Genomic DNA, 12,665 nt, shown 5'->3' on the forward strand with positions numbered 1-12,665 from the left:
AGATGCCTTTTATCTCGCGTTTCATCCTTCTGCTGGGAGCGCTGCTGATCAGCGCCTGCGCCCAGCAAGCCCCGGCCTTCGCGCCGCCCTCCGAGCGCCCGGCCGCGGCCAGTGAACAACCGTGGCCAAAAAACCATGTGCTCGGCATTGCCTACCACGATGTCGAAGACCGTGATCCCGATCAGGCCGTGGTGGCGGTGCGCACCGAGCGCATGATCGAGCAGCTCGCCTGGCTGCGCGAGAACGGCTACAAACCAGTGACCGTCGACCAGATCATGGCCGCGCGTAACGGTGGCCCGGAGCTGCCGGCGAAAGCGGTGCTGCTCAGTTTCGACGACGGTTACGCCAGCTTCTATACCCGCGTGCTGCCGGTGCTGCGCGCCTACAACTGGCCAGCCTTGCTGGCGCCGGTGGGTACCTGGATCGACACGCCGCTCAATCAACCGGTGGATTTTGCCGGCACGCCGCGTAACCGTGACAACTTCCTGACCTGGCAGCAGATCCGCGAAATCTCCAAGTCCGGGTTGGTAGAGATCGCCGCTCACACCGATGCCAACCACAAAGGCATCCTTGCCAACCCGCAGGGCAACCTGCAGCCGGCCGCCGCGACCCGGCGTTATGACCCGGTGACCAAGCGCTATGAATCCGAAGCCGATTTCCAGGCACGCATTCGTACCGACGTGAAGAACATTTCCGAGAAGATCCGCAAGGCCACCGGTTACAAACCACGCGTGTGGGTCTGGCCGTACGGCACCGCCGACGGTACCTCGCTGACCGTGGTCGGTGAGGAGGGCTATGAAATGGCCCTGACGCTGGACGACGGCCTCGACACCCTCGATAACCTGATGAGCGGGCCGCGCTTCCTCGTCGCGTCCGATCCTGACGGCGAGCATTTCGCCAACAGCATCGTTTCGGTGCAGGCCGAAGGGCCGATGCGCGTGGTGCATGTCGATCTCGACAACGTCTACGACCCGGACCCGGCCCAGCAGGACATCAACCTCGGCAAACTGGTGCAGCGCATGGCTGACCTCGGCGCCAGTACGGTGTTCCTGCAAGCCTTCGCCGATCCCAAGGGCGATGGTCTGGTGCATTCGCTGTACTTCCCCAACCGCCACCTGCCGATGCGCGCCGATCTGTTCGACCGCGTCGCCTGGCAGTTGCGCACCCGTGCTCATGTGAAGGTCTTTGCGTGGATGCCGGTGCTGAGTTTCGAGCTGGATTCGAAGCTGCCGCGGGTGACTCGCTGGGACCCGAAAACCGCCACAACGTCGGTCGACCCGAAGCAGTACAAACGTCTCTCGCCGTTCAATCCTGAAGTACGCAAGATCATCGGTGAAATCTATGAAGACGTGGCGCGGCTGACCTCGGTCGACGGCATTCTCTACCACGACGATGCGGTGCTTTCGGATTTCGAAGACGCCAGCCCGGATGCCCTGAAGGCCTACGCCGCTCAAGGTCTGCCGGGTTCGATTGCCGCGCTGCGCGACGATCCGGCGGCGATGCAACGCTGGACGCGTTTCAAGAGCCGCTACTTGATCGACTTCACCAACGAACTGACCGCGAAGGTCCGTGCGATTCGCGGCCCGCAAGTGCTGACCGCGCGCAACATCTTCGCTGAGCCGATGCTCAATCCCGACAGCGAAGCGTGGTTCGCGCAGAACCTCGATGACTTCCTCGCCACCTACGACTGGACGGCGCCGATGGCCATGCCATTGATGGAAAAACAGACGCTGGCCGAGTCCGGCCCATGGCTGGAAGAACTGGTCGCCACGGTGAAGAAACGCCCCGGCGCACTCAACCGCACCGTGTTCGAATTGCAGGCGCGTGACTGGAACCAGAAGGATCAGGCCGATATCGACGCCGTGCATCTGGCGGACTGGATGGGCCGGCTCAAGCGTCAGGGCGCGACCAGTTTCGGTTACTACCCGGACAACTTCCTCGACAACCTGCCAGACCTGAAAACCGTAAGGCCTGCACTCTCCAACAAATGGAATCCATAACATGCTGGATAGACTGTTAGCCCTGCTTGTTCTGGCGATTGTCCTTGGCGTTCCGCTGGGGCTGATCTTCCTCGTGACCGGCCAGTTCCTGATGTCGTTCGTGTTCTTCTACCCACTGTTCATGTCCGGGTTGTGGATCGCTGGCGGCCTGTATTTCTGGCTGCACTGGGAGCGCCACTGGCCATGGCAGGACGACACGCTGCCGCCGCCGCTGGAAGGCGAGCCGCTGATTTCGATCCTGATTCCTTGCTACAACGAAGGCGATAACGCTGCCGATACCATTTACGCGGCGCTGGCCCAGCACTACCCGAACATCGAAGTGATCGCGATCAACGACGGCTCCAAGGACAACACCGCCGAAGTGCTCGATGCGCTGGCCAAGGAAGATCCGCGACTGCGAGTTCTGCATCTGGCGGAAAACCAGGGCAAGGCTGTGGCTCTGCGCATGGGCGCGATCGCTGCGCGCAGCGAGTATCTGGTGTGCATCGATGGCGACGCCTTGCTGGCGCCGAACACTGCGGCTTATCTGGTCGCGCCGATGCTGGATAACGCACGCCTTGGCGCAGTGACCGGCAACCCGCGGATCCGCACGCGTTCGACCTTGATCGGGCGGGTGCAGGTCGGCGAGTTCTCCTCGATCATCGGGCTGATCAAACGTACGCAACGGGTGTTCGGGCGCATCTTCACCGTCTCCGGCGTGATCGTCGCGTTCCGTCGTACTGCGCTGAACCGGGTCGGCTACTGGAGCCCGGACATGATCACCGAAGACATCGACATCAGCTGGAAGCTGCAACTCGATCACTGGAGCATCTTCTACGAACCGCGTGCGCTGTGCTGGATCCTCATGCCGGAAACCCTCGGTGGCCTGTGGAAGCAGCGTCTGCGTTGGGCTCAGGGCGGCGCCGAAGTGCTGTTCAAGAACATTCGCGGCATCTGGCAGTACCGCCATCGCTACCTGTGGCCGCTGCTGTTCGAATACTGCCTGTCCACCGGTTGGGCGTTCACTTTCCTGCTGTCGGTGATTTTCTGGGGCATGGGCAAGTTCATGGTCATGCCCGACGCGATCGCCGTCGATCACCTGATGCCGCCGGCCTTCACCGGTCTGTTGCTGGCGTTCGTCTGCCTGGTGCAGTTCGCTGTCAGCATCATCATCGATCGACGCTATGAACCGGGTCTGGGCAAAACCATGTTCTGGGTGGTCTGGTATCCGTTGGTGTTCTGGCTCGTCAGTCTGCTGACCACCCTGGTCAGTTTCCCCAAGGTGTTGTTCAGCCAACACAAAAAACGCGCGCGCTGGGTCAGTCCTGATCGGGGTATCAAACCGCTGGGCGACGACCAGGAGGAAGTCATCAAATGAAAATTATCCGGACTCGCCAACGGCCCTTTCTGGTGGTGATCGACGTGATCCTCACCGTCCTGGCCTGGGTTGGCCTGCTGTTCCTGCTGGTGCGCGGACTATGGCCATTGATCGAAACCAGCGGCGGCCCGCGTATCGATCATTCGGCGTTCGATGCCCTGGGCACCTTGCAAGTTTATATGTGGGTGGCGCTGGTCAACGCGGTGATCCTGATCGGTTGGGCGCGTTACCAGCAACGCAAAAGCCGCAGCTTCGCCCAGCGCCGTTTGCCGTCACCGGTGATTGGCGATGAAGGTCTGAGCAAGAGTTTCAAGCTGTGCGACGAGCGTTTCCAGAAACTGCGCACGCCGGGGGTGATGACCATTCACAACGACCAGGATGGCGACATCAGCCATGTGGAAACGCATTTCTGGCCGCTTCAGCAGCAAGCACTGCCGGCGCCGCTGGCACCCCTGGAGCATCCACGGGTGATCTTTCTGCATGCCGAAGAAGACGACAGTCGCGAGCCGGTGAAACGCCTGACCTGATCTCCACGCGGCCTGTGTAGGAGCTGCCGAAGGCTGCGATCTTTTGATTTTGCTTATGTAAAAACAAGATCAAGAGATCGCAGCCTCGTTGCACTCGTCAGCTCCTACAGGATCGGTGTCAGGCCTGGGTCAGCGTCCAGGCCTCTTTCATCCGCAAAGGTTGCTTCATTCGCTCGGCCAGCAGCGCCATTGCGCGTTGCTTGTCGCAGGCCACCGCCGCAACGACGATGCCGTCTTTTGCAAACAGGCCAATGAACGGCGGCTGTTCCGGCTCACCGCTGAACTCGACCTCGTCCCATTCCTGCGCGTGACCGAGATAGTCGTAGTTCTTGCCGAAGTGGTACGTCCAGAAAAACGGCACATCCAGATAATGCTCCTCGCCACCGAGCATGTTGGCGGCGGCGATGCGCGCATGTTGCTGGGCGAGGCGCCAATGCTCAATGCGGGTTGGCTGGCCATTCAACGGAAACGTGGCGATATCGCCGATGGCCCAAAGGCCATCGGTGACGCGCATACCGTCATCGACACGCAACGATTGGTCTTCTTCCTTGGGCAATGATGCGAAAGGTTCAGTGGCCGGGTGAACACCAACGCCGGCGAGAACCAGATCTGCCGCCAGCCTCAAGCCATTATCGAGCAGCACGCCCTCGACCTTGTCCTCGCCAAGAATCTGCGTAGCCTCGTGTTCGCTGATGAACTTCACCCCGTGCTCTTCGTGCAACCCGCGAATCGCTTTGCCCACCGCTTCGCCGAACTGCTTGGCAAACGGGATTGCATGGCGTGCCAGCACGGTGACGTCGAGGCCGAACTCGCGCAGCGCAGATGCGCATTCAAGGGCAATGAAACTGTCGCCGATGATCACCGCACGCTGGCCCGGTTGAGCGGCGTTGATGATCTGTTCAGCCTGTGCTTTCGAACGCAGGACGAAGACGTTGGCCAGCCCGGCACCAGGCAGCTTCAACGGATTGGGCGCGCCACCGGTGGCGAGTACAGCGGCGTCGTAACGCAGGATGCCGCCGTTGTGCAGATGCAGCGTTTTGCCTGGGGCGTCGAGTGAAGTCACTTCGCCTTGCACGCGCTCAATCCGTTGCGCTTGATAGAACGCCTCATCGTGCAGCGGCGGCACTTCTTTCGGCGACATCTCCCCGGCGAGAACAAATTTGCTCAGCACCGTGCGGTCGTAGCCGGCATCCGGTTCGCCGTCGACCAGCACGATGCGTCCGCCGAAACCTTTCTCCCGTAGCGCCGCCGCGCAAGCCGTGCCCGCCGCCCCGGCGCCGACCACCACGAACGTTCTTGGGTCGTCAGCGGGCGGGGTGTGCGGATCGGGCAGGGGCTGGTCATCGACCCAGACTTCATCGCCGCGCAACTCCAGCGGATAGCGCTTGAGACTGTCCAGCGATGGCGGCTCGCACAGGCCACCGTCCTCGGCGCGGTACGCGGCCTTGTGCCAGGGGCAGATCAACCTGCCATGACACAACGCCCCCTCGGCCAACGGCGCTCCGGCGTGTGGACACAGGCCCTGAAACGCCCGCAACTCGCCGTTGGCACGCAGCAGGACGATCTTGCAGTCGCCGATTTCGACTTGCAGGCCACGGTCTTGCGGGACATCGGCGAAACGGGCGACACGGTGCAGGGACATCTTCGGCTTCCTCGCAGGCATTTCTCTTGTGAGTTGGCGGCGCCGCGCGAGGTTCAGCCATTTGCTACTGCCAAGGCATGAACGGTACAGCTATAGTTTGCGGGCCGACGACGGCCTCACTGCACAAGGTGCTCCCGGAATGACCCGATTGACCTCTCTCAACCCATGGCTGGCGGCCATCGCCGTGACCCTTTGCGTGCAGTTCCCGGCACACGCCCAGGAACGCTTCACCCTGAGCATCCCCGGCGTTTCGGATAACCGCCTGTTCACCTCGGCAGCCGCCAGTGACGCACCCGGCTGCGGTGGCAAGAACCAATCGCCGGCGCTGAGCTGGAACGCCGGCCCCGCCGGAACCCAGAGCTACGCCATCGTCATGCACGACCCGGACGGCCAGAAAGGCCTGGGCGTCGATCACTGGATTCACTACGGCATCAAGCCCACCACCCACCAGATCGCGGCCGGCGTCGGTGCCAAATCCGCCCTCGAAGGCGTCGGCGGCACCAACAGCAAAGGCAACACCCACTACATGGGCCCGTGCCCGCCAGTGGGCGACAGCGCGCACCACTACATCATCCAGATCTACGCCCTCGATCTTGCCCCGGACGCCTTGCCCGCCGGCCTGACCCGCGCCGAGCTGATGGAAAAAATCAAAGGCCATGTGCTGCGCAACAGCAGCGCGGTGCGCCGTTATCACCGCTGAGGTTGGGCCGCTCACGGGCGGCTGACTGCTCTGATTCCCCAGCCATTTGGCATTGCCCCGCGAAAACGCGCACTATCAAGCCATTGCCAATGCGCTGGAGGACACCGTGGCAGCAAAAATCGACCGCATCGCCCAGCTACTCAACTGCCCGGAAAAGGGCGAACAAATGCGGCGTGCAGTAACCGAGACACGTAAGGAATTTCTGCTGAATCAGCCGGAAGAAGACCTCGTCGAAGAAGACGAGGTGTTTGACGAGTTTGAGGAGGAGGGGGATGACGACGATGAATATGATGAGTTTGACTGGACGACGGAGTGACGGCGTTCCAGCGATCTTGTCATCGCCCACAAAAAAGCCCCGGACCATCACAGTCCGGGGCTTTCTCGTTTGATTCATGGTGCACCAGGCGGGATTCGAACCCACGACCCCTGCCTTCGGAGGGCAGTACTCTATCCAGCTGAGCTACTGGTGCAGCGGGCGACATCATACCTAGGTCGGCTCAGGGCGTCCATGCCGGGTTTGGCGGGTTTTGTCAGTGTGCGTGTCGGCGCAAAATCGCTGCATTCCTTAAAGCGGTAACGTCCTGCAAAACCCTCGCTTGGCGCTTTGCCGGGGTTGATCTAAGGTTTTTCCTGCGGCACGGGTTTTCAGTACGTTGATCTGAAAAGCGGCATTTTTGTTCTTTTTTTCGAACGACCTATTGTCCTTTACCCCCTTTGAACCTACGATCCGTTTGAGATTTCAAACGCTCTTTGGCGGGTTTTGCAGCGCAGGTGCGCCCGGTCGTGCACTGTTGATGCGCCACAATCCGTTCACTGATTTCCCTGACGGCAGCCTTGCGAGGCGCCTTTCTACAATCATAATTTGCTCCGCGCAGGCCGCGGTGCTGTTAAGGAAAGCCGACATGCAGCTTAAAGACACCCAGTTGTTCCGCCAGCAAGCCTTCATCGATGGCGCTTGGGTCGATGCCGACAACGGTCAGACGATCAAGGTCAACAACCCGGCCACCGGCGAAATCCTCGGCACCGTGCCGAAGATGGGCGCCGCTGAAACCCGCCGTGCCATTGAAGCCGCTGACAAAGCGCTGCCGGCCTGGCGTGCGCTGACCGCCAAAGAGCGTGCCGGCAAGCTGCGTCGCTGGTTCGAACTGATGATCGAAAACCAGGACGACCTCGCGCGCCTGATGACCCTCGAGCAGGGCAAGCCGCTGGCCGAAGCCAAGGGCGAAATCGTTTACGCCGCATCGTTCATCGAGTGGTTCGCCGAAGAAGCCAAGCGCATCTACGGTGATGTGATTCCGGGCCATCAGCCGGACAAGCGCCTGATCGTCATCAAGCAACCGATCGGCGTTACTGCCGCGATCACCCCGTGGAACTTCCCGGCAGCAATGATCACTCGCAAGGCCGGCCCGGCGCTGGCCGCCGGTTGCACCATGGTGCTCAAGCCGGCTTCGCAAACTCCATTTTCCGCTTTCGCCCTGGCCGAACTGGCCCAGCGTGCAGGCATTCCTGCGGGCGTGTTCAGCGTGGTCTCCGGCAGCGCCGGCGACATCGGCAGCGAGCTGACCAGCAACCCGGTCGTGCGCAAACTGTCCTTCACCGGCTCGACCGAAATCGGTCGCCAGTTGATGGCCGAATGCGCCAAGGACATCAAGAAAGTCTCGCTGGAACTGGGCGGTAACGCGCCGTTCATCGTGTTCGACGACGCGGATCTGGATAAGGCCGTCGAAGGCGCGATCATTTCCAAGTACCGCAACAACGGTCAGACCTGCGTCTGCGCCAACCGTCTGTACATTCAGGACGCGGTCTACGATGCGTTCGCCGAGAAGCTGAAAGTGGCTGTGGCCAAACTGAAGATCGGCAACGGTCTGGAAGATGGCACCACCACCGGCCCGCTGATCGACGAAAAGGCTGTGGCCAAGGTTCAGGAACACATCGCTGATGCCGTGAGCAAAGGCGCCACCGTATTGGCGGGCGGCAAGGCGATGGAAGGCAACTTCTTCGAGCCGACCATTCTCACCAACGTGCCGAAAAACGCGGCCGTGGCCAAAGAAGAAACCTTTGGTCCGCTGGCGCCGCTGTTCCGCTTCAAGGACGAAGCCGAAGTGATCGCCATGTCCAACGACACCGAATTTGGTCTGGCTTCTTACTTCTACGCGCGTGACCTCGGCCGTGTGTTCCGTGTCGCCGAAGCGCTGGAATACGGCATGGTCGGCGTCAACACCGGGCTGATCTCCAACGAAGTCGCGCCGTTCGGCGGCATCAAGGCTTCGGGCCTGGGCCGTGAAGGCTCCAAGTACGGCATCGAAGATTATCTGGAAATCAAATACCTCTGCCTGGGCATCTAAGCCGGGAAAGGGATCGCTGCAAACGCAAAGGGCACGAGAGCGCTGTCCCTTTGCGTCGTTTCAAACAGGAATTTTCTCTGCGGCCAGGAACGCCGTGGCAGTCGATCATCGCATGCTGCCACCGCTGATTCCTCCCGCTTCATCCTTGAACCACGCCGCCCGATGAGCGGCGAATGAGGACTGTAATGAGCAAGACTAACGCTGAACTGATGGCCCGCCGCACCAATGCCGTACCTCGTGGTGTTGGCCAGATTCACCCGATCTTCGCCGAGTCGGCGAAGAACGCCACCGTGACTGACGTTGAAGGTCGCGAGTTCATCGACTTCGCCGGCGGTATCGCGGTATTGAACACCGGCCACGTGCACCCGAAAATCATCGCCGCCGTGACCGAACAGCTGAACAAGCTGACCCACACCTGCTTCCAGGTGCTGGCTTACGAGCCGTACGTTGAGCTGTGCGAAAAAATCAACGCCAAGGTGCCGGGTGATTTCGCCAAGAAAACCCTTCTGGTCACCACCGGTTCCGAAGCGGTGGAAAACGCCGTGAAGATCGCCCGTGCCGCCACTGGCCGTGCTGGCGTGATCGCTTTCACCGGCGCGTACCACGGTCGCACCATGATGACCCTCGGCCTGACCGGTAAAGTCGTGCCTTACTCGGCGGGCATGGGCCTGATGCCAGGCGGCATCTTCCGCGCGCTGTACCCGAACGAACTGCACGGCGTGAGCATCGACGACTCGATCGCTTCCATCGAGCGCATCTTCAAGAACGACGCCGAGCCGAAAGACATCGCTGCGATCATCATCGAGCCGGTGCAGGGCGAAGGTGGTTTCTACGTCGCGCCGAAAGAATTCATGAAGCGTCTGCGTGCGCTGTGCGACCAGCACGGCATCCTGCTTATCGCTGACGAAGTGCAGACCGGCGCTGGCCGCACTGGCACCTTCTTCGCCATGGAACAGATGGGCGTTGCCGCCGACCTGACCACCTTCGCCAAGTCCATCGCTGGCGGCTTCCCGCTGGCCGGCGTATGCGGCAAGGCCGAATACATGGACGCCATTGCTCCGGGCGGCCTGGGCGGCACCTACGCCGGTAGCCCGATCGCTTGCGCCGCTGCGCTGGCAGTCATGGAAGTGTTTGAAGAAGAGCAACTGCTGGACCGCTGCAAGGCTGTCGGCGAGCGCCTGGTCACCGGTTTGAAGGCGATTCAGGCCAAGTACCCGGTGATCGGTGAAGTGCGTGCGCTGGGCGCAATGATCGCGGTCGAGCTGTTCGAAAACGGCGACAGCCACAAGCCGAACCCGACTGCCGTGGCTGCTGTGGTGGCCAAGGCGCGTGACAAGGGCCTGATCCTGCTGTCCTGCGGCACTTACGGTAACGTGCTGCGTGTGCTGGTTCCGCTGACGTCGCCAGACGAGCAACTGGACAAAGGCCTGGCGATCATCGAAGAGTGCTTCTCTGAACTCTGATCCGCTCGTGTGACCCGCTCGACAAAAACCCGCTTCGGCGGGTTTTTTTTGCCCCTTGAAACATATCGGACCTGTTAGCGCTGTATCGGATCGCCAGCATTGGCTAAGGTTCAGGCATTGCAAGGAGAGCGCGCATGACTGCCGTTGATTTACCCGCCGTACCCCGGGTGCTGATTGCCGAGGCTGATCCCTGGTCCCGCGACCTGCTCAAACAAGTGCTGCTCAATGTGCGCTGCGATGCGCGGCTGGATTTGTGTGCCGACGGTCAGCAGGCAATGTCGTTGCTCAGCGAGGTGCCCTATGACCTGGCCATCGTTGATTGGGAGCTGCCCGGCATCGACGGATTGCATGTGCTGCGCAGCGTCCGCCAGCGCAAACGCAATCCGCCGCTGCCGTTCATTCTGATGAGCAGCCGCAACGACAGCGCCAGCGTGCGCGAAGCGATTCCGCTGGCGCCGACGGCGTACCTGACCAAACCGTTGAACATGGAAGGCCTGACCGAGCGCTTGCAGGGGTTGCTGCTCAACGCTGGCGAAGCAGTGGTTTGCGAAGTGCCGGCACTGGCGCCGGGCATGACCCTGTCGGTGTTCCTTGAGCGGCGTCGCGAGCAGGCCGATGGCGCGCCGCTGATGACCGATGTGCAAGTGGCGGTCAAGCGCAGCCTCAATCCCGAGGGGCTGGACCTCAAGCTGCTGGAAGAAGAGGTGCGCACCGATCCGCAGATTACTGCCGTGCTGATCGCAGCCGCCAACAGTGCCGCGCAACACTACGGCGCGCCGGTGCAAACCCTGGCCCAAGCGCTGCACCGACTCGGCACCGGGCAGAGCATGAACCTGATTCTCGGCCTGGCGCTCAAACGCAGCGCGCGGCTCAGCGATCCATGCCTGGCGGATTACGCCGAGCGCTATTGGGGGCTGTCACTGCACACGGCGGAATACGCCCGCACGCTGGCGCGCCTGCTCGATCTGGATCAGGAGCGCTGCTATTGCGCGGGCATGCTGCATCGGCTCGGTGATCTGGCGCTGCTGCGCTGCCTGCAGGAATGGCAGCAGGCCGGCGGCGAGCTGGACGAACTGGAAGAGGTCGGCGAAGCGTTGGCGCAGTTTGGTGCTTCTTATGGCTCGGCGTTGCGCACTCGCTGGCGCCTGCCGCTGGAGTTGCGCGAGTTGATTGCTTCGGCCTACCAGCTCGGTGGTGGCGTTTACAGTCGCGAGGCGCTGGTGATGCATATGGCAGCGCAGATGGCGCGGCTGACGGAGCATGAAGGTGTTGAGGAATTGGCAAAGAGCCGCACGGCGCGGTTGCTCAAGATCGGACTGCCGGAGTTGCTGCGGATGCGCAAATGACAGATCACCACATTCCAATGTGGGAGCGAGCCTGCTCGCGAAGGCGCCAGCGCAGGCAACATTTTTGTTGAAGGTGCAGGCCTCATCGCGGGTAAGCCCGCTCCCACAGGAATTGCGGCAGCCACAAAATACGGGTCAGGCCGCAATAATCCGGTTCTTGCCCTGCCGTTTCGCCTCGTACATCGCCGCATCCGCGCGGGCGAACAGGCTGTCCAGGCTCTTGTCTTCGTCGGTGAGATTGGTCAGGCCCTGGCTCACGGTGATGCTGAATGCTTGCCCGTCGTGGTTGAAGCGCAGTCGCTGGATCTCCTGTTGCAGGCGCTCCGCCACTTGCACGGCCATCTCCGGCGCACAACCGGGGAACACAGCGGCGAACTCCTCACCGCCAATTCGCCCAAACAGGTCGCCACGGCGCAATGAGCCGCGCCCGCATTCGGCGATCCGTTGCAGCACATTGTCGCCTTCGGGGTGGCCGTAGCTGTCGTTGATCACTTTGAAATCGTCGATGTCCAGCAGCAGGAAGGCCAGCGGTGTGCCTTGGCGCCGCGCCTCGGCGAACTCGCGGTGGGCGCATTCGAAGAAGTGGCGGCGGTTGCTGCTTTGCGTCAGCACATCGGTGGTGGCCAAGCGTTGCAGCTCGGTTTCCATGTGTTTTTTGTCGGTGATGTCTTCGGCGATGCCGACGATGATCACCGGCTGCCCTGGCTCGTCCTGGCGATTGATAAAGCATTTGTCGCTGAGCCAGCGCACCTGGCCATCGGCGGCGATGATGCGATACTCGCGATCTTCCACCGCACCTCGGTGCAGGACTTCGGCAAGGCTTTGTTCAGCGTACTCCAGATCATCGGGGTAAATGCTGTCACGCCACTGGTTGTAGTCAGCCAGCACAAGCGCGGCGGAACGGCCGAAGATCCGTTCATAGGCCGGACTGACGTACAGCACCTGCCGGGTTTCCCAGTTGAAAGCCCAGAGCACGGCGTTGACGCTGACCAGCAGCGAACTGATTAACTGTTCGCGCTCGCTCAGGCGCGCGACTTCGCCTTGCGCGTGCATCAGCGCCATCAGCGTTTGCGCGGCCTCAGGCCATTGGGTGAAGGATGTGTCTTTCTGGTTGTTGTTGACCATCGGCACAAATCTCAAAGGGCGCGCCGCAATGTCGACAACGGCCACAGGACAGCCCGCCGGAGATGGCGAAGTGTCTTTGAGATAGAGGATTTTCGGCGAAGTTCCCGGCCATTACCGAGTCCCGCCAAGCGGCGAGCTGTAGGAGCTGACGAGTGCAACG

10 protein-coding genes and 1 tRNA gene are annotated in these 12,665 nt (G+C 61.5%); 8 read left to right on the plus strand and 3 right to left on the minus strand.

Annotated features, from left to right (window positions below; all coding sequences use genetic code 11):
* Positions 1–2 precede the first annotated feature (2 nt).
* From pgaB to pgaD, 3 genes are read left to right on the plus strand one after another with little or no spacing between them, the layout of a single operon-like run.
* On the plus strand, positions 3–2,000 hold the full coding sequence (gene pgaB / locus PS14A_RS00185) for a poly-beta-1,6-N-acetyl-D-glucosamine N-deacetylase PgaB (protein ID WP_212615008.1): 1,998 nt from the start codon (positions 3–5) through the stop codon (positions 1,998–2,000).
* A gap of 1 nt (position 2,001) precedes the next feature.
* On the plus strand, positions 2,002–3,357 hold the full coding sequence (gene pgaC / locus PS14A_RS00190; protein WP_056786973.1) for a poly-beta-1,6-N-acetyl-D-glucosamine synthase: 1,356 nt from the start codon (positions 2,002–2,004) through the stop codon (positions 3,355–3,357).
* Entirely contained in the window at positions 3,354–3,884 is a 531-nt protein-coding gene (gene pgaD / locus PS14A_RS00195) for a poly-beta-1,6-N-acetyl-D-glucosamine biosynthesis protein PgaD (RefSeq protein WP_123444120.1), read from the plus strand. Before pgaC ends, pgaD begins: the two co-directional genes overlap by 4 nt.
* 118 nt (positions 3,885–4,002) lie before the next feature.
* On the opposite strand, the gene PS14A_RS00200 is transcribed toward pgaD, so the two are convergent.
* Complete coding sequence (locus PS14A_RS00200; RefSeq protein WP_212615009.1) at positions 4,003–5,526, minus strand: FAD-dependent oxidoreductase; 1,524 nt, start codon at positions 5,524–5,526, stop codon at positions 4,003–4,005.
* 139 nt (positions 5,527–5,665) lie between these two features.
* On the opposite strand from PS14A_RS00200, the gene PS14A_RS00205 reads away from it, so the two are divergent.
* Both PS14A_RS00205 and PS14A_RS00210 read left to right on the plus strand, forming a co-directional pair.
* Positions 5,666–6,226 carry a YbhB/YbcL family Raf kinase inhibitor-like protein gene (locus tag PS14A_RS00205; protein WP_212615010.1) on the plus strand — a complete coding sequence of 187 codons (561 nt, stop codon included), beginning with the start codon at positions 5,666–5,668 and terminating at the stop codon, positions 6,224–6,226.
* A 46-nt stretch (positions 6,227–6,272) separates the two neighbouring features.
* A complete protein-coding gene (locus PS14A_RS00210; RefSeq protein ID WP_212615011.1) occupies positions 6,273–6,542 on the plus strand; it encodes a hypothetical protein in 270 nt (89 codons plus the stop codon).
* Between the two features lie 77 nt (positions 6,543–6,619).
* Here PS14A_RS00210 and PS14A_RS00215 read toward each other — a convergent pair.
* Positions 6,620–6,696: transfer RNA gene (locus tag PS14A_RS00215), tRNA-Arg, on the minus strand.
* A gap of 432 nt (positions 6,697–7,128) precedes the next feature.
* Here PS14A_RS00215 and gabD point away from each other — a divergent pair.
* The 3 genes from gabD to PS14A_RS00230 all read left to right on the plus strand — a co-directional run bounded on the left by gabD (position 7,129) and on the right by PS14A_RS00230 (position 11,380).
* Complete coding sequence (gene gabD, locus PS14A_RS00220; protein ID WP_212615012.1) at positions 7,129–8,571, plus strand: NADP-dependent succinate-semialdehyde dehydrogenase; 1,443 nt, start codon at positions 7,129–7,131, stop codon at positions 8,569–8,571.
* Between the two features lie 185 nt (positions 8,572–8,756).
* The gene (gabT, locus tag PS14A_RS00225) at positions 8,757–10,034 is read left to right on the plus strand and encodes a 4-aminobutyrate--2-oxoglutarate transaminase (RefSeq protein ID WP_016772251.1); all 1,278 of its coding nucleotides are present in this window, start codon (positions 8,757–8,759) and stop codon (positions 10,032–10,034) included.
* A gap of 134 nt (positions 10,035–10,168) precedes the next feature.
* The gene (locus PS14A_RS00230; protein ID WP_137215015.1) at positions 10,169–11,380 is read left to right on the plus strand and encodes a response regulator; all 1,212 of its coding nucleotides are present in this window, start codon (positions 10,169–10,171) and stop codon (positions 11,378–11,380) included.
* Between the two features lie 135 nt (positions 11,381–11,515).
* Here PS14A_RS00230 and PS14A_RS00235 read toward each other — a convergent pair whose 3' ends face one another.
* The gene (locus PS14A_RS00235; protein WP_110644748.1) at positions 11,516–12,505 is read right to left on the minus strand and encodes a sensor domain-containing diguanylate cyclase; all 990 of its coding nucleotides are present in this window, start codon (positions 12,503–12,505) and stop codon (positions 11,516–11,518) included.
* Positions 12,506–12,665 lie beyond the last annotated feature (160 nt).

The organism is Pseudomonas sp. 14A (assembly GCF_018132745.1).
Lineage (GTDB): Bacteria > Pseudomonadota > Gammaproteobacteria > Pseudomonadales > Pseudomonadaceae > Aquipseudomonas > Aquipseudomonas mercuritolerans.

What these genes read in the sequence shown, in the direction of transcription:
- pgaB (WP_212615008.1), top strand. Translation starts at nt 3, where the DNA reads ATGCCTTTTATCTCGCGTTTCATCCTTCTGCTGGGAGCGCTGCTGATC.
- pgaC (WP_056786973.1), top strand. Translation starts at nt 2,002, where the DNA reads ATGCTGGATAGACTGTTAGCCCTGCTTGTTCTGGCGATTGTCCTTGGC.
- pgaD (WP_123444120.1), top strand. Translation starts at nt 3,354, where the DNA reads ATGAAAATTATCCGGACTCGCCAACGGCCCTTTCTGGTGGTGATCGAC.
- PS14A_RS00200 (WP_212615009.1), bottom strand. Translation starts at nt 5,526, where the DNA reads ATGTCCCTGCACCGTGTCGCCCGTTTCGCCGATGTCCCGCAAGACCGT.
- PS14A_RS00205 (WP_212615010.1), top strand. Translation starts at nt 5,666, where the DNA reads ATGACCCGATTGACCTCTCTCAACCCATGGCTGGCGGCCATCGCCGTG.
- gabD (WP_212615012.1), top strand. Translation starts at nt 7,129, where the DNA reads ATGCAGCTTAAAGACACCCAGTTGTTCCGCCAGCAAGCCTTCATCGAT.
- gabT (WP_016772251.1), top strand. Translation starts at nt 8,757, where the DNA reads ATGAGCAAGACTAACGCTGAACTGATGGCCCGCCGCACCAATGCCGTA.
- PS14A_RS00230 (WP_137215015.1), top strand. Translation starts at nt 10,169, where the DNA reads ATGACTGCCGTTGATTTACCCGCCGTACCCCGGGTGCTGATTGCCGAG.
- PS14A_RS00235 (WP_110644748.1), bottom strand. Translation starts at nt 12,505, where the DNA reads ATGGTCAACAACAACCAGAAAGACACATCCTTCACCCAATGGCCTGAG.